This is a genomic window from Mesorhizobium sp. M2D.F.Ca.ET.226.01.1.1 (genome assembly GCF_004022705.2).
GTDB lineage: Bacteria > Pseudomonadota > Alphaproteobacteria > Rhizobiales > Rhizobiaceae > Mesorhizobium.
The window spans coordinates 45,587-68,230 of record NZ_RZOY02000021.1 but is presented as its reverse complement, the minus strand read 5'-3'; the positions used below and the strand labels follow the sequence as shown (position 1 = coordinate 68,230).

18 protein-coding genes are annotated in these 22,644 nt (G+C 64.1%); 15 read left to right on the top strand and 3 right to left on the bottom strand.

Features of this window, described 5'->3' with window-relative positions; genetic code table 11:
• Nucleotides 1-10 precede the first annotated feature (10 nt).
• The gene (locus tag EN869_RS31650) at nucleotides 11-1,159 is read left to right on the top strand and encodes an efflux RND transporter periplasmic adaptor subunit (protein WP_127230504.1); all 1,149 of its coding nucleotides are present in this window, start codon (nucleotides 11-13) and stop codon (nucleotides 1,157-1,159) included.
• A 60-nt stretch (nucleotides 1,160-1,219) separates the two neighbouring features.
• Here the strand turns inward: EN869_RS31650 and EN869_RS31645 are convergent, their stop codons facing one another.
• Entirely contained in the window at nucleotides 1,220-2,146 is a 927-nt protein-coding gene (locus EN869_RS31645) for a LysR substrate-binding domain-containing protein (RefSeq protein WP_127230503.1), read from the bottom strand.
• 99 nt (nucleotides 2,147-2,245) lie between these two features.
• Here EN869_RS31645 and EN869_RS31640 point away from each other — a divergent pair, with 99 nt between their 5' ends.
• The 11 genes from EN869_RS31640 to EN869_RS31590 all read left to right on the top strand — a co-directional run bounded on the left by EN869_RS31640 (nucleotide 2,246) and on the right by EN869_RS31590 (nucleotide 16,651).
• Nucleotides 2,246-3,037, top strand: a complete 792-nt coding sequence (locus tag EN869_RS31640; RefSeq protein ID WP_245489563.1) for a 2OG-Fe(II) oxygenase — start codon at nucleotides 2,246-2,248, stop codon at nucleotides 3,035-3,037.
• Between the two features lie 95 nt (nucleotides 3,038-3,132).
• Nucleotides 3,133-3,822 carry a GntR family transcriptional regulator gene (locus EN869_RS31635; RefSeq protein WP_127230502.1) on the top strand — a complete coding sequence of 230 codons (690 nt, stop codon included), beginning with the start codon at nucleotides 3,133-3,135 and terminating at the stop codon, nucleotides 3,820-3,822.
• 23 nt (nucleotides 3,823-3,845) lie between these two features.
• Nucleotides 3,846-4,949, top strand: coding sequence for a mandelate racemase/muconate lactonizing enzyme family protein (locus EN869_RS31630; protein WP_127230501.1), 1,104 nt, complete (start codon nucleotides 3,846-3,848; stop codon nucleotides 4,947-4,949).
• 1 nt (nucleotide 4,950) lies between these two features.
• Nucleotides 4,951-6,135 carry a mandelate racemase/muconate lactonizing enzyme family protein gene (locus tag EN869_RS31625; RefSeq protein WP_127230500.1) on the top strand — a complete coding sequence of 395 codons (1,185 nt, stop codon included), beginning with the start codon at nucleotides 4,951-4,953 and terminating at the stop codon, nucleotides 6,133-6,135.
• 241 nt (nucleotides 6,136-6,376) lie between these two features.
• Nucleotides 6,377-8,041 (top strand): ABC transporter substrate-binding protein, encoded by a 1,665-nt coding sequence (locus tag EN869_RS31620; RefSeq protein WP_127230499.1) that lies wholly within the window; start codon nucleotides 6,377-6,379, stop codon nucleotides 8,039-8,041.
• A 112-nt stretch (nucleotides 8,042-8,153) separates the two neighbouring features.
• A complete protein-coding gene (locus EN869_RS31615) occupies nucleotides 8,154-10,508 on the top strand; it encodes a molybdopterin guanine dinucleotide-containing S/N-oxide reductase (protein ID WP_127230498.1) in 2,355 nt (784 codons plus the stop codon).
• Between the two features lie 12 nt (nucleotides 10,509-10,520).
• The gene (locus EN869_RS31610) at nucleotides 10,521-11,474 is read left to right on the top strand and encodes an ABC transporter permease (protein WP_112095225.1); all 954 of its coding nucleotides are present in this window, start codon (nucleotides 10,521-10,523) and stop codon (nucleotides 11,472-11,474) included.
• Nucleotides 11,471-12,361, top strand: coding sequence for an ABC transporter permease (locus EN869_RS31605; protein ID WP_127230497.1), 891 nt, complete (start codon nucleotides 11,471-11,473; stop codon nucleotides 12,359-12,361). The genes EN869_RS31610 and EN869_RS31605 overlap by 4 nt, the downstream gene beginning before the upstream one ends.
• On the top strand, nucleotides 12,354-14,393 hold the full coding sequence (locus EN869_RS31600) for an ABC transporter ATP-binding protein (protein ID WP_127230496.1): 2,040 nt from the start codon (nucleotides 12,354-12,356) through the stop codon (nucleotides 14,391-14,393). Before EN869_RS31605 ends, EN869_RS31600 begins: the two co-directional genes overlap by 8 nt.
• A 427-nt stretch (nucleotides 14,394-14,820) precedes the next feature.
• Entirely contained in the window at nucleotides 14,821-15,687 is an 867-nt protein-coding gene (locus EN869_RS31595) for a hypothetical protein (RefSeq protein WP_127230495.1), read from the top strand.
• Nucleotides 15,688-15,877: 190 nt separating this feature from the next.
• Nucleotides 15,878-16,651, top strand: coding sequence for a DUF1194 domain-containing protein (locus EN869_RS31590; RefSeq protein WP_167506956.1), 774 nt, complete (start codon nucleotides 15,878-15,880; stop codon nucleotides 16,649-16,651).
• A 12-nt stretch (nucleotides 16,652-16,663) separates the two neighbouring features.
• Here the strand turns inward: EN869_RS31590 and EN869_RS31585 are convergent, their stop codons facing one another.
• The gene (locus EN869_RS31585) at nucleotides 16,664-17,560 is read right to left on the bottom strand and encodes a LysR family transcriptional regulator (protein ID WP_127230493.1); all 897 of its coding nucleotides are present in this window, start codon (nucleotides 17,558-17,560) and stop codon (nucleotides 16,664-16,666) included.
• 127 nt (nucleotides 17,561-17,687) lie between these two features.
• Here EN869_RS31585 and EN869_RS31580 point away from each other — a divergent pair, with 127 nt between their 5' ends.
• The 3 genes from EN869_RS31580 to EN869_RS31570 all read left to right on the top strand — a co-directional run bounded on the left by EN869_RS31580 (nucleotide 17,688) and on the right by EN869_RS31570 (nucleotide 21,206).
• On the top strand, nucleotides 17,688-19,346 hold the full coding sequence (locus tag EN869_RS31580; protein WP_127230492.1) for an ABC transporter substrate-binding protein: 1,659 nt from the start codon (nucleotides 17,688-17,690) through the stop codon (nucleotides 19,344-19,346).
• A 206-nt stretch (nucleotides 19,347-19,552) separates the two neighbouring features.
• On the top strand, nucleotides 19,553-20,350 hold the full coding sequence (locus EN869_RS31575) for a DUF427 domain-containing protein (RefSeq protein ID WP_348630869.1): 798 nt from the start codon (nucleotides 19,553-19,555) through the stop codon (nucleotides 20,348-20,350).
• A gap of 91 nt (nucleotides 20,351-20,441) precedes the next feature.
• The gene (locus EN869_RS31570) at nucleotides 20,442-21,206 is read left to right on the top strand and encodes an SDR family oxidoreductase (protein WP_127230490.1); all 765 of its coding nucleotides are present in this window, start codon (nucleotides 20,442-20,444) and stop codon (nucleotides 21,204-21,206) included.
• Nucleotides 21,207-21,273: 67 nt separating this feature from the next.
• Here the strand turns inward: EN869_RS31570 and EN869_RS31565 are convergent, their stop codons facing one another.
• Complete coding sequence (locus EN869_RS31565) at nucleotides 21,274-22,632, bottom strand: NAD(P)/FAD-dependent oxidoreductase (protein WP_127230489.1); 1,359 nt, start codon at nucleotides 22,630-22,632, stop codon at nucleotides 21,274-21,276.
• Nucleotides 22,633-22,644 lie beyond the last annotated feature (12 nt).

The window sequence follows — 22,644 nt, the reverse complement described above, 5'->3', positions numbered from 1 at the left end:
GGAGACCAAGATGCGTAAATGGAAAATCGCTTTAGGAACGGCCGTTGCGCTTGGCGCGATCTCGGTGGCAAGCGTCCACCTGCTGAATCCGGGCTATCTCGGCGGCGGCACGGCGGGCGCAGCGCCCGCCCCGGCGGCCTTCGTCATGCCGGTGCCGGTGGTGAACGTCGTGAAGAAGACGCTGCCGATCTATCTCGACTATGCCGCGCGGGTAGAACCGATCCGCAGCATTACGCTGCAGGCCCGCGTGCCGGGCTATCTGCAGGAGCAGACCGCCGCTGACGGCAGCGACGTTAAGCAGGGCGACCTGCTCTACCGGATCGCGCCGGAGGACTATCAGGCCGCGCTCGACCAGGCCAAGGCGCAGGTGCAGCGCGACACCGCGACGCTCGAATACGCCAAATCCAATCTCGGCCGCGGCACCGACCTCGCCAAGGCCGGCTATCTCGACAAGGACAGCTTCGACCAGCGCACCAGCAACCTGCGCACAGCACAGGCCGCCCTTGCCGTCGACCAGGCAGCGGTGCGGACTGCCGAGCTCAATCTCGGTTACGCCGAGATCAAGGCGCCGTTCAACGGCCGCATCGGCCGCAACCAGGCTTCGGTCGGCACGCTGGTCAGCGTCGCCGGCACGGTGCTCAACACGCTGGTCCAGCTCGACCCGATCTATGTGACCTTCAATCCGAGCGAGACCGACCTGGTGCAGATCGAGCAGGCGAAGGCAAACGGCCCGATCGCCGTCGACGTGCTTCTGCCCGGCGAAACCAAGCCCAGCCAGAAGGGTGAGCTCACCTTCATCGACAACACCATCGACCATTCGACCGGCACGATCACGGCGCGCGCCACGATCGGCAACGCCAAGTTCTCGCTGCTGCCTGGGCAATATGTGCGGGTGCGCCTGCATGTGAAGGAACAGCCCAACACGCTGATGGTGCCGCAGGTGGCGCTGGGTTCCAGCCAGCTCGGCAAATATCTCTACGTGCTGGGCAAGGGCAACACCGTCGACCAGAAGCTAGTGTCGCTTGGGCCCACCGACGGCGACCTGATTTCCGTGATCTCGGGCATTTCCGAGACCGACCAGGTGATCACGGGCAATTTGCAGAAGATCGGACCCGGAATGCCGGTTTCTCCCTTGCCGCAACCGAAACCGGCCAGCTGATAACCCCCATCAGTTCCGGTCCGACGGCGCCTTCGGCTCCCACGCCGAGGGCGCCGTTTGTTATTTGGGCTCAGTCGGCTCGTTCCGTACCCTCGCGGGATTGCTTCCAAGCAGTTCCACCAGTCCAGCAATATCGGCACGCTCGGCCTTCGCCGGCAGCATAAAGGCGCAATAGGGCTGGCCGAGGCGAATCGACACGGATGACAGCGCGATGAGCCGGCCGGCCTCGAGATCGGCTCTCGCCATTACCCTCTGTCCCAGCGCTATGCCCAGGCCCAGCCGCGCGGCGCCGATCGCCAGGCTGGACAGGCCGACGCGCCGGCCATGCGAGGGATCGGGCGCACGAGTCCCGCCGGCCGCCGCGAACCAATCCGACCAGCTCGGATGCGAGGCATAGTTCGGACCCCAGTTGGTGTGGATGAAATGGCTTTCATGCATATCCGCCAAATCGGCGGCGCCGTGGCGTTGCCAGAAGTCGGGCGATGCGACCGGCAGCACCTCGTCATGAACGAGGCGCACCATCTTCAGCGCCGGATAGTGATAATCTCCATAGGAGATGCGCAGATCGATGTTCTGGCGCACCACATCGACGGGATCGTCCTCGACCCGGACATCGATCGCCATTTGCGGAAAACCGTCGAGCAGCACCGCAACCCTTGGCGCCAGCCAAAGCTCGGCAAGCGAGAACGGCACGCTCACCACCAGGCGCGTCCGCAGGCCGCCTTCCAGCATGCGCCGGCTGACCGCCGCGATCTCGGCCAGCGCATGCGCCGTTTGCGGGTAGATGGCGTGGCCGGCATCGGTCAGCGCGATGCGGTTGCCGTTGCGCATGAAGAGCTGCTTGCCGAACCAGTCTTCCAGATTGCGGATCTGCTGGCTGACCGCGGCTGACGAGACGCCGAGCTCGCTCGCGGCAAGCGTGAAGGAGCCGGCGCGGGCCGCGACCTCGAATGCCCGCATCGCATTCAACGGCGGAAGTTTTTCCACGCTCTATCCTCAAAAGATTTTCTTGGGAGAGCCTAACAATTTTCCGCGTAGCGGCAAAGTTTTCCTTGGTGTAGTGATCTCAGATTTTTGGAGGACGCTATGATCGAAACCATTCTTGACCTGGACCGCTATCCGCTGAACCGCGAAGGCAGCCCTGAATGGCAGCGCCTGGTTAGCGAGTCCAAGGCCGCGCTCGCGGCAAACGGCATGTTCAACCTGGAAGGGTTCCTGCGTCCCGGCATTGCCGAAAAGGCAGTCGCCGAGATCCGGCCGGTGATGGACACCCGCTCGCACGTCCACAAGCGCATGCACAACATCTACTTCAAGCCGTCGATTCCGGAACTGGCGCCGGATCATCCGGCGTTGCGCAAGGTCGAGACGATCAGCCATACGGTCTGCGCCGACCAGATTCCCGGCAGCACGGTTTTGTCGATCTACGAATACGAGCCGCTGGTGCGGTTCCTGGCGGCGACGATGGACAAGCCCCAACTCCACGTCATGCAGGATCCGCTGGCCCGTGCCAATGTCATGGGTTACCGCGCCGGCGAAGCGCTCAACTGGCATTTCGACCGCTCCGAATTCACCACGACGCTGCTCTTGCAGGCCCCCGAGATCGGCGGCGACTTCGAATACCGCACCAACCTGCGCTCGGACAGCGACCCGAACTACGACGGCGTGGCCAAGCTGCTCGAAGGGCGCGACCCCGAAGCGAAGATCCTGCGCATCAAGGCCGGCACGCTGAATGTTTTCCGCGGCAAGAATACCGCGCACCGGGTCACCACCGTCGAGGGCAACCGCGAGCGCATAATCGCGGTGTTCTCCTATTATGAGCGTCCCGGTGTGATGTTCACCGATGAGGAGAGGATCGGCTTCTACGGCCGCGCGGCTTGAGGTTGCCAGTCTAATCCGGAATTGACGGAAATCGGCTCTTGTTAGATTGTCGACAATCTGCTTGTCTTGCAGAAATTCCTCCCGGGAGTCGACCTATGGCAAAGCTGGATTTCAGTCCGATCGCGGATACGACGCGCAGGGCGGAGATCGTCGCCCTGCTGCGGCGCGCCATCCTGACCGGCCAGTTGGAACCGGGGCAAAAGCTCAACGAACTGAGGATTTCGGAGCAGATGCGGGTGAGCCGCGCGCCGCTGCGCGAGGCCATGCGCGAGCTGGTGCAGGAAGGCATCCTGACCAGCATCCCCTATGCCGGGACCTTCGTCATCGACGTCACAGCGAAGGACATCATCGACGCCTATTCCTTGAACAAGGTGCTCGACGAATTCGCCATCGAACTTACATGGCCCCAGCGCGACCAGCGTTTCTTCGACGAGCTTGACCGGCGCCACGAGGCGGTGAAACAGGCAACGCGGGCGCTCGACACCACGCGCCAGATCGAGACCGCGCTGCAGCTGCACGGTCTGATCCATGAGTGGGCCGACAATTCGGTGCTGCTCGAGACCTGGCAGCGGCTGACCAGCCGGCTGCAGATGTATTTCGCCCTGCATCAGCGAGCTCGCAACGAGCCGGTGCCGGCGGAAGACGTGCACGAAACCTATGTGGCGCTGATGAAGGGCTCGGACATGCGCGCCGCCCAGCGCCATGCGCGCGAGCATATCGACCTCGATTTCGAAGAGCTGCTTTCCTACGCGCGCGGCCTCGAAAAACGCGCGTCGAAGAACTGACGGACCGGACAGCGGATACAAACGTGAAGATCAAGAGCATCAAGGCCTACCATGTCGTGCAGCCCTTCGTGGACGGGCCCTACCGCATGTCCAAGGGCCGGGTCGCCGACTGTTTCGACGCGGTGATCGTCGCCATCACGTCCGACAGCGGCGTGACCGGCTGGGGCGAGATGGCGCCGCTCGGCAATTTCTATTCGGCTGCCTTCCCGGCGGGAACGCGCGCGGGCGTACCGGAAATCGCGCCACATCTCATCGGCCAGGACCCGCGCGGCCTCGCCGGCATCGGCCGGCTGATGGACACGGTGTTCAAGGGCCATCCCTACGTCAAGTCGGCGCTCGACATGGCTTGCTGGGACCTCGCTGCGCGCGCGGCAGACGTGCCGCTGGTGACCATACTCGGTGGCCGCGAAAGCGATATGGCGGAGACCTACCGGGTCGTCACCCACGGCACGCTCGATCAGATGGCGGCTCTCGCCAAGCGGATCATCGCCGAAGGCTGCCGCCGCCTGCAGGTCAAGGTCGGCGGCAATGTGCATGACGACATCGAGCGGGTGACGACGGTTGCCTCCGCGGTGCCGAAAGGCACGGTGATCTTCTGCGACGCCAACGCCGGCTGGACGCCCTACCAGGCGCGCCAGTTCGCCGACGCCACGCGCGGCATCGACTACACGTTCGAGCAGCCCTGCACGACGCTGGATGAGAACATGTCGGTGCGCCGCATGCTCGACAAGCCGATGGTGCTGGATGAATCCGTCACCTCGCTGGGCGAGATGCTGGAAATCCACCGCCGAGGTGCTGCCGACGGCCTGACACTGAAGATCTCGCGGCTCGGCGGCGTGACGCAGACGCGGCTGATCCGCGACGTCGCCGTCGATCTCGGCTTCATGATCACGGTGGAAGACACGGGCGGCGCAGAGATCGATACCGCCGCCATGGCGCATCTGTCGCTGTCGACGCCCGCGGAGCGCCGGCTGCATGCCATCGCCTTCCACGAATGGGTGACGGTGCGCACGGCCAGGAACGCACCGACGGTGACGGGCAGCCATATGGGCATTCCCGACGGCCCGGGCCTAGGCATCGACGTGGATCCGGGCCTGCTCGGCGAGCCCTTCTTCGAGATCGGCTGACATGAAGATCAGGCGCGTCAAGGCAACCCCGATCAACTACCGGCTGGAAGCGCCTTACGTCTGGGTCTTCGGCGAACTCGACGGCTTCTCGCCGACCATCGTCGAGGTCGAGACCGAGGACGGGCTCGTCGGCATCGGCGAGGCGCCGACGCCGGGTGCGGCTGCCATAATAAACGACGTGCTGGCGCCGAGACTCTCGGGCCGCGACGCTTTCGACATCGCCGGCGCCGAGGAAGTCTCCCTGCCCTTCTGGAGCGGCGTGCAGTCGATCAACGACCGCACCCGCATCATGGCTTTCGGCGCCATCGAGATGGCGTTGTGGGACCTGCGCGGCAAGGCCTGGAAGCAGCCGCTCTATCAGCTGCTCGGCGGCGCGGTGCGCAAGGACATCCCCTTCACCGATTATTTCTCGCTGCGCGGCGATGGTGCCAAGGTGAAGGGCGAGAAGACGCCGGAAGAAGTCTCCGACTATTGCGTCGAACTCAACGAGCACTACGGCACGACCTTCTTCGAGGGCAAGTTCTCGACGCAGGACCCGAAGGTCTCGATGAAGATGGTCGAGCTGATCCGCAAGAAGCTCGGCAACGAGGCGATGATCCGCATCGATTCCAACCAGGCCTATTCGCTGGCGACCGCCAGGCAGTTGGCACGGCCGCTGGAAGAGCTCGGCGTGCGCAACTGGGAGGATCCGGTGGCGACGATCGAAGAGATGCGCGAATTGCGCCGTCATTGCTCGATCCCGTTCTCGACCCACAACATCGATATCGCGCGCGCCATGGAGCTGAAGGTGCCGGACGCTTTCGTCGGCAATCCGACGGCGCATGGCGGCATCAACCGCATGCTGCGTTTCGTCGGCGCCTGCGAGCATGCCGGCGTCGACTATTGGTGCTACAGCGGCGACACCGGCATCGGCAGCGCCTGCTATCTGCATCTGTGCGCCGCGCTCGGCTGGATCAGGGAACCCAACCAGTCGCTATTTCGCATGCAGCCGATGGACATCATCGAGGAAGGTCCGTTTTCGCCGAAGAACAACACCGTGCGCGTGCCCGAAGGCAATGGCCTCGGGGTCACGCTGTCGCAGGAGCGGCTTGCCGCCTGCCATCGCGATTTCGTCGAAAACGGTCCCTGCAACAAATATCACGACCCGGAAAACCCCGGGACTTACCGCAGACTGCCGCTGACCTAGGAGGGATGTCGAAAAGCAAGCAGGACTTATCGGGAAAAAGGCGGCAACTGGTCGCCTGGCCGACAGACAATTCATCAAGAAAATCTGACTTTTCCGTCCCAACCAGCGGATGGACCGGTCGGAGCCGCATGCTACTGTACATCAACCGATACTGACGAGAGCCGGGAACAGGAGAACTCCACGGCATTCGTCAATTTGAGGCACTCGCCAACCACAACAAACTGGGGAAAGGCTCAGACCCATGAGCAAGAACTATCGCATTCTCGATCTGCTGCGGCGCGGCCGCACGCCCCTCGAAAACCATCTCATCGACGGCCTGATCGACGGCCGCATTAGCCGCCGCGAATTCGTGCGCCACGGCAGCCTGCTCGGCCTGTCACTGCCGCTGCTCGGCCGCATCGGCATGGCGGCCGGCTTCGGCGCGGCGCCTTCGCTCGCTCGTGCAGCGGGGGCGGCCGGCGCCACCATCCGCGTCGGCAGCAGCGTGCCGGCCGCGGCGATCGATCCGGTTACAATCGCGGACGCCGGCGGCCTGCTCGTCATGCAGCAGGTGGCCGAATTCCTCTGCGTCGACGGTCCGGACCTGGTGCTGAAGCCGGCGCTGGCGGAAAGCTGGAAGCCGAATGCCGATGGCACGGTTTGGACCTTCACGCTGCGCAAGGGCGTCAAGTTCCACTCGGGCGGCGAGATGAAGGCTGAAGACGTGGTGGCCAGCATCGACCGGCTCGCCGATCCGGCCAACTCGTCCAACGCGCTGTCGGTGTTCAACGGCATCCTGCAGAAGGGCAACACCAAGAAAGTTGACGACTACACCGTCGAGTTCCACCTCGACGCGCCGAACGGCAATTTCCCCTACATGGTGTCGTCGGACAACTACAACGCCGTCATCATCCCGGCGAGCTACAAGGGCGGCTACGAACAGAGCTTCGACGGTACCGGGCCGTTCAAGCTCGAAAAATACACGCCGAAGGTCGGCGCTTCCTTTGTGCGCAATGACGACTACTGGGGCGACAAGGCCTTGCCAGATCGCACCGAATTCACCTTCTTCACCGACATCCAACCGCAGATCCTGGCGCTGCAGGGCGGCCAGATCGACATCATCAACCAGATGCCGGTGCTGGCCGGCGTCGCCGTGCTCAACGACCCGAATGTCGACATCATCAGTCTGAAGTCGGTGGCGCACCAGCAGCTGCACATGCATTGCGACGAGGGCCCGACGAAGGACGCCCGCGTGCGCCGCGCGATCGCGCTCTGCCTCGACCGCGAGAAACTCGCCGCCGGCCTGATGAAGGGACGTGCCGCGATCGGCAATGACAGCCCGTTCGCCGCCGTCTACCCCTCGACCGATACCAGCGTGCCGCAGCGCAAGCAGGATATCGCCCAGGCGAAGCAGCTTATGGAAGCGGCCGGCCTCGCGCAGGGCTTCAAGATGACGCTCACCACCGAGCGCTATCTGGAGATCCCGGAATACGCCCAGCTCATCCAGAACTGGGTCAAGGAGATCGGCATCGAGCTCGAGCTCAACATCCTCGACCAGGGCGCCTATTACGGCGATGCCGTGTTCGGCAAGTCGAACTGGCTGGATTCGGCGATAGGCATCACCGACTACGGCCACCGCGGCGTGCCGAACGTCTATCTCGCCGCCCCCTTGAAGAGCGACGGCACCTGGAATGCCGCTCACTTCAAGAACAAGGACTACGACCAGATGGCGGCGAGCTATATCGCGGCCCTCGATCTCGAGGCGCAGAAGGCCACCGCCGGCAAGATCCAGAAGCTGCTGCTCGAGGAAACCCCGGTCGTCTTCGGTTATTTCTACGACTATCTGACGGCGACCGCGAAGGGCGTGGCGGGCGTGCAGCCCACCGCCATGTCGCAGCTGTTCCTCGACAAGGCGTCGAAAGGCTGAGCATGAGGCAAGCCGCTGCGCCAGCCTCGAAAGGGGTTGGCGCTTGCAGGCGAGATCGGGACAGGGCGCCGTGCGCCTTGTCCGTCATCGCCATAGCGGGATGACGCGTCCTATGGGAACCGCAACCCTACTCACCACCATGCATTGGGGGACGTACGAGGTCCGCGCCGAGAACGGCCGGCTCGTCGACGTCGAACCGTGGCGCGGCGACCCCGACCCATCGCCGATCGGCAGGTCGCTCCTCGGCACGGTGCAAGGCGAGCTGCGCGTTGCCCGCCCCGCCATCAGGCGCGGCTGGCTGGAGAGCGACAGGTCCGGCCCGGCAAGCAGGCGCGGCGACGAGCCTTTCGTCGAAGTGTCCTGGGAGACCGCGCTGGACATCGTGGCAAAGGAGCTTGGCCGGGTCCGCTCCACCCATGACAACAGCGCCATCTATGCGGGCTCATATGGTTGGGCTAGCGCCGGGCGCTTTCACCATGCGCAGGGCCAGTTGCATCGCTTCCTCAACACGATCGGCGGCTATACCGGTTCGGTGCTAAGCTATTCCTACGGCGCGGCCGAGATCATCCTGCCGCACGTGCTGGGCAGCACCGACGCCCTGACCGGCAATCACACGACCTGGGACGGGATCGAGCGCCATTCTAGGTTGATCGTCGCATTCGGCGGGCTGCCTTGGCGCAACACGCAGGTGCAGGGCGGCGGTTCGGCGCGGCACGAAGCGTCGGCGGCGCTGCGCAACGCCGTCGCCAACGGCGCGCGGCTGATCAACGTTTCGCCGGTGCGCGACGACACGCCGCGCGGCGCCGACACCGAATGGCTGCCGCTGCGGCCGAACAGCGACACCGCCGTGATGCTGGCTCTCTGCCATGTGCTGATCAGCAAGGGGCTGCACGACGAAGCTTTCCTTGCGCGCTACTGCACCGGCTTCGAGACGGTGCGCGCCTATATTCTTGGCGAGAGCGACGGCCAGCCGAAGGATCCGGCCTGGGCGGCGAAACTCAGCGGCGTCGGCGCGGCGACGATCGATGGCCTCGCCCGCGACATGGCCGCCAGGCGCACCATGCTGATGGTAAGTTGGTCGCTGCAGCGCGCCGACCATGGCGAGCAGCCCTACTGGGCGGCGATTACGCTCGCCGCGCTGCTCGGCCAGATCGGACTGCCTGGCGGCGGCATCGGTTTTGGCTATTCCTCGACGAATGGCGCCGGCAGGCCGGAGATGGGTTTCCGCTGGCCTTCGGTGCCGCAGGGCAGGAACGCCGTGGCGCATTTCATTCCTGTCGCGCGCATGGCCGACATGCTGCTCAATCCGGGCGGTTCGTTCGACTTCAACGGCGCCGCCTTGACCTATCCCGATATCAGGCTCGTCTACTGGGCCGGCGGCAATCCGTTCCACCATCACCAGGACCTCAACCGCCTGGTCGGGGCCTGGCAGCGGCCCGAGACGATCATCGTCAACGAGCAGTTCTGGACGGCGACGGCACGTCACGCCGATATTGTGCTGCCGGTGACGACGCCGCTCGAGCGCAACGACCTCGCCTTCTCGAATCGGGAAAACCTCATCGTCGCCATGAAGCAGGCGATCGAGCCGTTCCAGGAGGCGCGCGACGATTTTGCCATCTTCGCCGATCTGGCAGCGCGGCTCGGCACAGGCGAAGCCTTCACCGAGGGACGCGGCCCCGAAGAATGGATCCGGCATCTCTATCGACAGGCGGTGGAGAATGCCGATGCTGCCGGCGTGGCGATGCCGCCCTTCGACCGCTTCTGGCAGGACGGCCATGCCGAGCTTGCCCGTTCGGTGACGTCGCAGACCTTTCTTGGCGCGTTCCGCGCCGATCCGGAACGGCATCGATTGGCGACGCCGTCGGGACGTATCGAGCTCTTCTCGACGACGGTCGAGTCCTTCGGCTATGACGACTGCCCCGGCCATGCGGTGTGGCGCGAACCGCGCGAGTGGCTCGGCAATGACAGCCTTGCCGAACGGTTTCCGCTGCATCTCCTGTCGCCGCAGCCGGCGGACAAGCTGCACAGCCAGTACGATCACGGCTCGGTCAGCCGGGCGAGCAAGGTCGCGGACCGCGCGCCGCTGCTGATCAACCGCGAGGACGCCGTGGCGCGCGGCATCGCGGACGGTATGGTGGTCCTGGTCTTCAACGAGCGCGGATCATGCCTTGCCGGCGCCGTGGTGACCGACAGTCTGATCCCCGGCGTCGTGCAACTGCCGACCGGGGCCTGGTTCGATCCGGCCCGCCCAGGCGAGCCGGAAGGCCTCGAAAAGCACGGCAATCCAAATGTGCTGACACCCGATCGCGGCACGTCGCGTCTCGCGCAGTCGCCGACCTGCAATTCGACACTGGTTCAGGTGTCGCGGTTTACCGGGCCGGTTCCGCCCGTGACAGCCTTCGATCCGCCTGCCACTATTGATTTTTCCGATGCGTCCGGCGTGACCGGGCACCAAGACCGTTCGTAAGGAGACGCCGCCATCCTCGCTTTCCTCACCCGGCGCCTGGCTCTGTCGCTCATCACGCTGTTCCTGCTCAGCGTGATGGTGTTCCTTGGCGGCCAGGTGCTGCCGGGCAATGTCGGGCGGGCCATTCTCGGGCCGTTCGCCGACCAGCGCGCGGTCGATGCGCTCAACCATTCGCTTGGTGTCGACCGGCCGCTGCTCGTCCAATATGGAAGCTGGATCTGGAACTTCCTGCATGGCGACATGGGCACGTCCTATGTGTTCCGCGCGCCGGTGGCGCCGTTCGTCGTCGATGCCTTGGGCAATTCGATGAAGCTGGCGCTGGTCGCCTTCGTGCTGGTGGTGCCGATCGGCATCCTTGGCGGCGTGATCGCCGCGCTCAACTTCAACCGGCCGCTCGACCGCATCATCAGCCTCGGCGGCCTGTCGGTCACGGTGCTGCCGGAGTTCGTCACAGGCATCATCCTGATCCTGATCTTCGGGGTCTGGCTGCGCTGGCTGCCGATCGCCGCCGCCTGGCCGAAAGGCGCTGGCTTCTTCACCCAGCTCTATTACCTGATCCTGCCCTCGCTGCCGCTGTTTTTGGTGCTGTTCGGCTATATCGCGCGCATGGCGCGGTCCGGCATGATCGAGGCGCTCGATTCCGACTACACGCGCACCGCGGTGCTGAAGGGCCTTCCCTGGCGCACGGTGATCTGGCGCCACGTGCTGCGCAATGCGCTGTTGCCGACCATCACCGTGATCGCCACCCAGACCGGCTACCTAATCGGCGGCCTGGTCGTGATCGAGACGCTGTTTCGTTACCAGGGCATCGGCTCACTGATCTTCACCGCGGCGCGAGGCAAGGATTTCCCGATGCTCGAAGCCGGCATCCTGACCATCGGCATCGTCTATGCGGTGGCGACCTTGGTGGCCGATTTCCTCTATTCCGTGCTCAATCCGCGTATCCGGCTGGGAGCAGAGCAATGAGCGCAACAGACACGCCAGCCAGCCTGCCGGCGCCCGCCGCGCCCGACAGCGCACGGCGCAGCCCCTGGGGCGAGGTGCTGCATTCGCTCTCCAGATCCGGCACCTTCCTGACCGGGCTTTTCATCCTCTTGTTCTGGGTCGTCTGCGCGCTGTTCGGCCAGAACTTCGTTCCCTACGACCCGCTGGCAAGCGACATCATCAACGCGCTGACGCCGCCGGCGGCCGATCACTGGTTCGGCACCGACCAGCTCGGCCGCGACGTGTTCTCGCGCGTCATCGTAGGGTCGCGCGACATCCTGACAGTGGCACCTTTGGCCACCATTCTGGCGACCATCGCCGGCACCGCGCTCGGCCTCGTCATCGGTTATTTCCGTGGCATCGTAGACGACATCGTCAGCCGCGTGCTCGAAGCCTTCATGGCGATCCCGGTGGTGATCATCGCGCTGCTCGCCATCGTCGCGCTCGGCACCTCGAAGATCACCGTCATCGTCGTCATCGGCCTGAGCTTCGCGCCGATCATCGCGCGCACGGTGCGCTCGGCGGTGCTGGCCGAACGCGAGCTCGATTATGTAGCCGCAGCAAAGCTGCGCCATGAAGGCGCGCTGCATACTATGTTCGTCGAGATCCTGCCAAACGTCATCCCGCCGATCCTGGTCGAGACGACGGTGCGGCTTGGCTACGCCATCTTCGCCGTCGCCACGCTCTCCTTCATGGGCTTCGGCATCCAGCCGCCCTCGCCCGACTGGGGCCTCTCGATCTCTTCCAATTACGGCATGATCGGCGGCGGCTTCTGGTGGACGGTGCTGTTCGACGCTTTGGCCATCGCCTCGCTGGTGATCGGCGTCAACCTGGTGGCCGACGGCGTGCATGGAGCGTTCAATGACTGAGCCAAGCCACGCCGCCAACTCGCTCGAACTGAAGGACCTTTCGGTCGCCTATCGGGTTGGCCGCCGCAACCGCGCGGTGCTGCGCAACGTCAACCTGACCATCAAGGCCGGCGAAGCCTATGGGCTGGTCGGCGAATCCGGCTGCGGCAAATCCACCGTGGCGCTTTCGGTGGTGCGCTACCTGCCGCGCAACGGCTCGATCACGGGCGGCTCCATCGCGCTCGACGGCAAGGATGTGATGAAGCTCGATAGCGAGGCGTTGCGGCGTGCCCGCGCGGACAGCGTGTCGATGGTCTATCAGGATCCCGGCAAGGCGCTGAACCCGTCGCTGCGCATCGGCCGCCAGCTGACCGAGATCTTCGAGCTCTCCGGCATCACCGGACAGGCGGCGACCGACAAGGCGACCGCGATGCTCAACCGGGTGCGCATCTCGGATCCGGTCAGCGTCATGCAGCGCTATCCGCACCAGCTTTCCGGAGGCATGCAGCAGCGTGTGGCGATCGCCATGGCGCTTGCCAACGACCCTTCGATGCTGATCCTCGACGAGCCGACGACCGGGCTCGACGCCACCGTGGAAGCCGAGGTGCTCGACCTGATCGGCCAATTGCGGCGCGAGCTCTCGGCCTCGATCCTGTTCATCAGCCACAACCTCGCCGTCGTCTCCAACATGTGCGACCGCGTTGGCGTGCTCTATGCCGGCATGCTGGTGGAGGAAGGCTGGACCAAGGACGTCTTCAACGATCCGCGCCATCCTTACACGGTGGCGCTGCTGCGCTGCCTGCCGCGCGGCGGCCAGCGCAAGGACCAGGGCCGGCTCGACACCATCCCCGGCTTCCTGCCCGGGATCGGCGCCAATATCGTCGGCTGCGCCTTCGCCGACCGTTGCGCCTTGGCGACCGAGCGCTGCCGCACCGAGCCGCCGCCGCTCTACGATCTCGGTGATGGCCGCCTGTCGCGCTGCCACTACCACGACAATGCGCAGGCGCTGCCGCGTACGACACCCGCCGACGTTCCCGCTGCCCCGCCGAAGCATGCGCCGCCCGTGCTTCAGGTCGAAGGGCTGAACAAGACCTACGCCAGCCATGGCCATCCCCTGCGCGCGGTCAAGGATGTCTCGGTCAGCTTGAGGCCGGGCGAGACACTCGGCCTCGTCGGCGAATCCGGCAGCGGCAAGACGACCTTCGCCAGGCTGCTGCTTGGCCTCGTCGCGCCGGATGACGGCGGCTCGATCGAGCTTGAAGGCAAGAAGCTGGCGCCACGGCTTGCCAGCCGCACGGAAGACCAGGTCAAGGCGGTGCAGATCGTCTTCCAGAACCCGGACTCCGCGCTCAACCGCTCGCATTCGATCCGGCATATCCTGTCCCGCGCCCTGAAGCGGCTGGGCGGACTCAGCGGCAAGACGCTGGACACGCGGCTGGAAGAGCTTGTCCGTTCGGTGCGGCTCACCGACCGCCATCTCGCGGTCAAGCCGCGCCAGCTCTCGGGCGGGCTGAAGCAGCGCGTGGCGATCGCGCGCGCTTTTGCCGGCGATCCGCGCATCGTCGTCTGCGACGAGCCGACCTCGGCGCTCGACGTGTCGGTGCAGGCGGCGATCCTCAACCTTCTGGCCGACCTGCAGTCGAGGCAGGATGTCAGCTACATCTTCATCTCGCACGACCTCGGCGTGGTGCGCTATCTCTCCGACAAGATCGCCGTGCTTTATCTCGGCCGCATCATGGAGTTCGGGCCGTCGGAAGCGGTGTTCTCCGGCCCGCATCATCCCTACACCGAAGCCCTTCTGTCGGCGGTTCCAAAGCTCGACCGGACGGAGAGCTCGCGCATCCGACTCGACGGAGAAATCCCGAGCGCGGCCAACCCGCCAACGGGCTGCGTCTTCCACACCAGATGCCCGCGCAAGATCGGCGCCATCTGCGAAACGCAGGAGCCGCAACTCACCGAGGCCCAGCCCGGCCACACGATCGGTTGCCACATTCCCTACGCGGAACTGGCGCGGCTGCAGGCACCCAAGATCACCGCAGCGGAACCGGCATAGCGACCGGTGGGCGAATGGATATCCCTTTCGGGTCAGGGGTGGCTTGCATCTGCGACGCTCGTCGCGTCACGCCTGCTGACCGGCCATTCTTGATTTCACCGATGTGTGGTAATCTGGAGGGTGTGGTGATCCATCCAGACGAAGGTCGGATTGAATGGCTGCCGGGGGAGCAATCGCGTCTGCGATAGAAGCTTGCTACGACGCCGCTTTCGAATTTGACCGGTGGCCGGGAGCGCTTCAAACGCTCGCGGATTCGCTGGGCGCGACGAGTTGCTGTCTACGCACCCGCGACCAAGCGCACCCGTTTGGGTGCGATCAACGTCACAAGACCGTGCGGGGACCGGACTCTACGGAACACGCCGAGTTTACGGCTCTCTGGCATGAGAGGATCGGAAACGGACCCAATCCCCTTCTCGACAGGCCGCAGTTGCTCGCGAAGCCACCGGTCAGTTTCACCGTCGAGGACGAAATCACAACCCCGGAAGAACGAAGGGTCCTGCCCTATTACAATGAGATCGCTCGCCCCGGAAATCGCGAATGGTGGGCCTCCATCCGTGTCGTGGTGAAGAACCGCAGTTGGTGCGTGCCGCTCTATCGCGATGCCCGGAGGGGGCGCTTTTACCCCAGCGAAGCCGATCGTTTCCTGAGCGTGGCGCCGGACCTGAGCCGGATCATAAGCGTGGCGGAGAAGGTTTGGGATGTTTCGCTCGGATCGAGCCTTGCCACACTGGACCACGTTGATTGCGCCGCCGCGCTGCTGGACTGCCGTGGCTATGTCACGCGCGTCAACAAGCATGCGGATGCTCTGTTCGGCTGCGGCCTCGTGATCCGTCACGGTCGCATCCACGCGATCGATCGGTGGAGCGATGCCCGTCTGCAGGGGCTGACGCGGGCTGCGGTGACGAGTTCGTCGGGTGGATCGCTTCGGGCTGAGCCAGTCGTGATCACCCGCAACGGATCACCCTGGCTTCTCGCAGAGTTCATACCAATGACTTCATTCGCGCATGACCTCTTCAATGGCGGCGATGTGCTGCTCTATTTCACCGACCTGGCGGCCGAGCTGGCGCCAACCGAACAACTGCTCAGCCAGACTTTCCAACTGACAGCTGCCGAAGCGCGGCTCGCCTCTCGTCTGGCGACCGGCAAAGGGATCGGCGCGGCAAGCGCTGCATTGGCCGTCGGCCGCGAAACCGCTCGCACGCAGCTCCGGGCCATCTTTGCGAAAACTGGAACACGCCGCCAGGCGGAACTTACGGCACTCTTGTTGCGCTTGCGCACGCCTTCTTCGCACTGAGGCGGCGCCATCCCCCAATCGGGTGAAGCGAAACACCGCGTGTAGTCCCAGCATCGCTCCATAGAAATCCAGCCAAGGAGCGCGGAATGCGCCGAGGCGGTGCCAGATGGGGACGCGGTGCCTTTCAAATGTTTGGCATAAACCGGAGGCGACACGGCCGCCGCCGAGACTATACCTAAAGATACTGGCTTTGCTCCTCGGCGTCTTCAGCCCAACCTCGGTGGGTGCTGGGCATGAAAGGCGCGCCGTCGATCTCGAACTCATCCTGGCTGTCGACGTCTCGCCATCGATGAGCCAGGCCGAGCAACGGATTCAACGCGACGGCTATGTCAGCGCATTCCGGCATGCCGATGTCACGCGAGCCATAGCATCGGGAGCACGCGGCAGGATTGCCGTCGCGTATGTCGAATGGGCCGGGCCGAAGTACCAACGCGTGGTCCTGCCGTGGACGATCATCGGCAGCCATGATGATGCAAAACGGTTCGCCGACGCCCTTGCAGCCCGGCCGATCGTCAGGGAAGCAGGAACATCGATTTCGCGCGGCCTCCAGGCAGCGGAGGATTTGTTTGCCCGCAACTGGGCCGTTGGCGAGCGCCGGGTGATCGATGTCTCCGGGGATGGCCCAAACAACGCCGGGCCGCCGGTCGCCACGGTGAGAGACGAGGTGATAGCCTCGGGCATCACAATCAACGGTCTGCCGGTGTCGCTACCGCATGGGACTTCCGACAGCTTTGAGAGATTTAGCGAGGGCTATCTCAATTCCTACTATGAACACTGCGTCATCGGCGGACCCGATGCATTCGTGATTGGGGTTGACGATCTCACTCTTTTTGCGGTCGCGATCCGCAGAAAGTTGGTTCGAGAGATCGCGAGCATCCCCCCACGACCAGAGCTTGCATCCTATGCGCCGCCGCGCCTTGCCGACTTCGATTGTTTGACCAATGGAGAGGGTCCGTACCGGTAAGCAATCCACTGCCTACAGTCCCATGCTGAAGGCGCGGTCGCTCTCCGCGAAAGCCTGGTCGCCGGACAGGTTCCCGGCGAGCGTACGCAACCCCGTCAGGGCAACGTCGAGAGCATCGGACGACGCGGGGTTCGAGGGATAGGCAAGATAGATCGGGCGCTGGAACACCGGCGTGCCTTCGACGCGCTTCAACTCGCCGCGCTCGATATGCGCGCTTACCGCGCTGAGCGGCAGATAGGCGGCCGCCTTTCGCGAGAGGACGTGCTGCAGGCCGATGAACACCAGCCCGGCCGAGATGGCGGGCTTCACGACGCCGGCAAAGGCGCGGTCGTGCTCGATGCGGAATTCCAGCCCCCAGTCCATCAGGATGTAGTTGTCGGTCCATGATCCGGGCTGCTCGGCATGCTGGACAAGAACCACCTGGTCGACGGCTAACGTCTGATAGACGATGCCCGGATGCGGCTTGGGCAGATAGAGGATGCAGATGTCGAGCAGGCCTTCGGCGATCTGGTCGATCGCCAGATCCGGGAAACTGCCTTCCAGCCGCAGCGCCACATTCGGCCGCCTCGCCCGCATCCAGTCGATCCAGGGCGAGGTGATGCTGTCCCAGAGATAGGCGGGCGCGGTTAGCCTGAGCAGCGACTCATAGCCATCGGGAACGGCGATGTCCTGGCGCGATTGCTCCCAGGTGCGGGTGATCGTCGAGGCATGCGGCAGGAACTGGCGGCCGGCCGGCGTGAGCGTGACACCGTCGCTGTCGCGGACGAACAGCTTGCGGCCCAATTGCTCTTCAAGACCTCTGATGCGGGCACTGACGGTGGACTGAGCGAGGTTCAGCCGATGGGCTGCGACGGTGAAGCTGCCATGCGCCGCAACCTCGAGGAAACTGCGCAGATTCTCGGTGTCCATGGCTTCCCGCCTTTAAATATGTCGCCATCGAAATTTCCGATGACTGCAATCAAAAAATATCGCTTTCCGGCGGCGGTCAACAATGACCTAAATGCCGGTATCTCCACAAGACGCGAGGAATGCAGCCATGCCGAAGCATTTCAGGACGATCGACGCCGCTCGCAAAACGCTCAGCGCAATCGAAAATTCCGCTATCGACGAATTGCTTGCCGGCAAGATCGGCCGGCGCGAATTCCTGCGCCATGCCAGCGTGCTCGGCCTGTCGCTGCCCTTCCTCGGCGGCATCGCTTCGGCGATCGGCCTCGGCACTCCGCAAGCGCGCGCCGAAGGCAAGCCCGGCGGCACTGTGCGCGCCGGCATAGCCGTGCCCGGCGGCGCCATCGATCCGGTCACTTACTATGACAGCGGCAGCTACCAGTTGGTCTTCCAGGTGGCTGAGTTCCTGTGCGTGACACAGCCGGACCTGACGCTGAAGCCAGTGCTGGCCGAGAGCTGGTCGCCCAATGCCGACGGCAGCGTGTGGACCTTCAAGCTGCGCAAGGGCGTGAAATTTCACAACGGCGAGGACTTCAAGGCCGACGACGTCGTGGCGACCTTCGACCGCCTCGCCGATCCAAGCGGCGCGTCCAACGCGCTGTCGGTGTTCAAGGGCCTGTTGTCGAAAGGCGGCACCCGCAAGGTCGACGCCCACACCGTCGAGTTCCATCTCGACGCGCCGAACGGCAGCTTCCCCTATTCTGTATCGATCGACAATTACAACGCCGTCATCCTGCCGGCGAGCTACAAGGGCGACTACGAGAAGACGTTCGAAGGCACCGGTCCGTTCCGGCTCGAAAGCTATACGCCGAAGGTCGGCGCCAGCTTCGTGCGCAATCCCGACTACTGGGGCGACAAGGCCCTGCCCGACCGGCTCGAGTTCAAGTTCTACGGCGATGTGCAGCCGCGCATTCTCGCGCTGCAGGCGGGTGAGGTCGACGTGCTCGACGCCATCCCGCTCGACGTCAGCCAGGTGGTGCTGGGCAACCCCGACATCCAAGTGCTGCGCGTCGCCTCGACCGCGCATCGCCAGCTCCATATGCGTTGCGACATGGCGCCCTTCACCGACAAGCGCGTGCGCCAGGCGCTGGCCTTGTGCATCGACCGTTCGCAACTGGTCGGCGGTCTCTGCCGCGGCATGGCGGCGACCGGCAATGACAGCCCGTTCGCGCCGGCCTTCCCGGTCACCGACAAGTCGCTGGCACAGCGCACGCAAGATATCGCCAAGGCCAAGCAGCTGATGGAGGCGGCCGGCCTTGCCAGCGGCTTCGACATGACGCTGACGACGCTGCGCTATTCCGACATCCCGGGCTATGCGCAGCTGTTCCAGAACTTCGCCAAGGAAATCGGCGCGCGCATTGCGCTCAACATCGAGGACCAGGACAAATATTACGGCAAGGCGGTGTTCGGCCAGTCGGATTGGCTGGACAGCCCGCTCGGCATCACCGACTACGCGCATCGCAGCGTGCCGAATGTGTTCCTGAAGAGCCCGCTGGTCAGCGACGGCCCGTGGAACGCGGCGCATTTCAAGAACGCCGCCTATGACGGGCTGGTCACCGGATATCTCAAGGCGCTCGACCTCGACTCCCAGCGCAAGACCGCATCCGACATCCAGAAGCTGCTGCTCGACGAGACGCCGGTGATCTTCAGCTATTTCCCTGACCTTTTGGTGCCGGTGCGCAAGACTGTCAGCGGCGTGCCGCCGATCGCCGCCGGCCTGCTGCTCGATCGCGTATCGGTGGCATCATGACCGTCGCCGCGCGCAAGAACCCGAGCCGGACGATTTCAGGTCGGGCCGACCCGAAATCGTCCGGCTCTCCACTCAAAGAGATAGAGCATGATGCCGTCCGAAAACCGCTTCACACTTTTCGGCATCATGCTCTAGTGGCAAACGACGAGAAGAGGACGACGACCATTCGCAAGCCCCATCTGCGCGGCCGCGGGCCGCATTTCCCGATCCTCGACAACATCGTCCAGTACGAGTTTGAGCCGGGCTATGTCGCCTTCACCATGCCCTCGCCCAAGCGGATCAGGGTGCAGGTCGGGCCGATGATCGTGGCCGACACCACCAAGGCGCTGGTGTTCCAGGAGAGCGACCACCTGCCGGTCTATTACTTCCCGATGAGCGACGTGCGCGAGGAGTTCCTGTTGCCGAGCCGCACGACGACGGAGGATCCGTTCAAGGGTGTCGCCACGCATTATTCACTCAACACGGGCATCACGCTGATCGAGGACGGCGCCTGGCGTTACCTCGATCCGGTCAAGGGCTGCCCGCCGATCCAGGACTACATCTCCTTCTACTGGCCGAAGATGACGCACTGGTATGAAGAGGACGAAGAGATCTTCGTGCACGCCCGTGACCCGTTCCGCCGCGTCGACTGCCTCCCTTCGTCGCGGCGCGTGCAGGTGATCCTCGACGGCGAGCAGGTGGCCGATTCACGGCGCGGCGTCTTCCTGTTCGAGACCGGACATCCGGTGCGCCACTATCTGCCGATCGCGGACACGCGGCTCGATATGCTTTCGCCCAGCCGCTACATCTCGCGCTGCCCATATAAGGGCATCTCCAACTACTACCACGTGACGACGCCGAAGAAGCGGCACGAGAACCTCGTCTGGTACTATCCCGAGCCGGTGCACGAGGCCGAGCGCATCAAGGGGCTGGTGTGCTTCCATCACGAGCTGGTCGACAAGATCCTGGTCGACGGCGTGGAAATCCCGAAGGAAGCCACGGCGGCGTCGGACGGATATTTCTGAACCGCAACGCGCCCCGGCGCGGCCAAGATCAGGCCGCTTGATCGAGGCACAACTCAGCGCATACCCTTCCGGCAGTCAGGGAGGGTTTACAATGGATCTTTTCAAATTGAATGGTGACGTCGCGCTGGTCACCGGGGCCGGCAGCGGCATTGGCCAGGCGATCGCGATCGGGCTGGCGGAAGCAGGCGCGGACGTCGCCTGTTTCGGTCATGCGTCAAAGGGCGGGCTGGAAGAGACCGCCCACAGGATCACGGCCCTTGGCCGCAAAGCGTTGGCGCTGACCGGCACGGTTACCTCCGAGAGCGACCTCGCGTCGGCGATCGACCGTGTCGAGGCTGAACTCGGCGCGCTGACCGTCGCCGTCAACAATGCCGGCATCGCCGGCTCCGACCCTGCCGAAACTCTGTCGCTGGAGACGTGGCGCAAGGTTCACGATGTCAATGTCGCCGGCGTGTTCCTGTCCTGTCAGGCGGAAGCACGCAAGATGCTGACGCGGCAAAGAGGGTCGATCATCAACATCGCCTCGATGTCGGGCACCATCGTCAACCGGGGGCTGACGCAGGCGCACTACAACTCCTCCAAAGCCGCCGTCATCCACATGTCGAAGAGTCTCGCCATGGAGTGGGCGGACCGCGGCCTGCGCGTCAACGTCATCAGCCCGGGCTACACGCTGACGCCGATGAACAAGCGTCCCGAAGTGGCTGAGGAGATAAAGATCTTCAAGCGCGACACGCCGATGGGACGTATGGCGGCGCCGGAGGAAATGGTCGGGCCAACCGTGTTCCTGGCCAGCCGCGCCTCAAGCTTCGTCACCGGCCTCGACCTGATCGTCGATGGCGGTTACGTGTGCTGGTAGACCGATGGAGTGTCCGTGAGACACCCCATCTTGCCGGTTTAACGAATGTGAGCGGAGACGCGCCGTCCTACTCGGCCGCCACGCCCTTCACCTCGAGATAGCTCTCCATCGAATCGTCCAGCGCCTGCAGCCAGGGCGTATGGTGGACCGGCGCCATGGTGCCGGTCATCAGCGAACGGTAGGCGTTGTCGCGGAATGTCATGATGTTTTCCATCTTGTGGTGCTCCCACTCCATGAAGGTGTGGTTGACCGCCTCGACGTCGAAGCCGGGATAGTCGGTCTGGTCCATAAGTTCCTTGGTGTAGTCGCCCTGGAACCAGATCATCTGCTCGGCGTCTTCCAGCGTCTCCTCGCGGGCGCGCCACTTCGCGCTGTGCTCGGCCATCGCCTCTGCCGACGGCAGCTTGATGCGGCCCATGATGACATCGCGGGCATACCAGGCCTGCGCGTCAAACATGTTGAAGGTGTAGAACTGGTCCTGCATGCCGATGTAGAACAGTTTCGGATTCTTCTCCCAGACGACGCCCTCATAGAGATCGAGCGGCCACATGCGATTGGCGGTCTTGAGCTTCAAGTCATCGGTCAGGAAGGGGAAGGAGTGCAGGTAGCCGGTGCACAGGATGATCGCGTCGACATCCTTGGTGGTGCCGTCCTTGAAATGCGCCGTCTTGCCGACGACTTTCTGCAGCAGCGGCACTTCCTTCCAGTTCTCCGGCCATTTGAAGCCCATCGGCTTGGAACGGTAGCTGGAGGTGATCGATTTGGCGCCGTATTTGTAGCATTGCGAACCGATGTCCTCGGCCGAATAGGAGCGGCCGATGATCAGGATGTCCTTGCCCTTGAATTCCATGGCATCGCGGAAGTCGTGGCTGTGCAGGATGCGGCCGTTGAAGGTGGAAAAGCCCTCGAAATACGGCACGTTCGGCACGGAGAAATGGCCGGAGGCGACGACGACATTGTCGAACTCTTCCGAGTAGGTGACGTCGTTGGTGCGGTCATGCGCGGTGACGGTGAACTTCCCGGACTCGTCGGAGTAGGTGACCATGCGCACGGGCGCGTTGAAGCGCACCCATTTGCGCACCCCGGATTTCTCGACACGGCCCTTGATGTAATCCCACAGCACGGCGCGCGGCGGATAGGAAGCGATCGGCCGGCCAAAATGCTCCTCAAAGGTGTAGTCGGCGAATTCGAGGCATTCCTTCGGGCCGTTCGACCACAGATAGCGGTACATGGAGCCGTGCACCGGATCGCCATGCTCGTCGAGACCGGTGCGCCAGGTGTAGTTCCACAGCCCGCCCCAGTCGCTCTGTTTCTCGAAGCACACGATTTCCGGGATCTCGGCGCCCTTGTCGGCGGCCGACTTGAAGGCCCTCAACTGGGCCAGGCCCGACGGTCCGGCTCCGATGACGGCGACACGAGATTTCATTGCGGGCCTCCT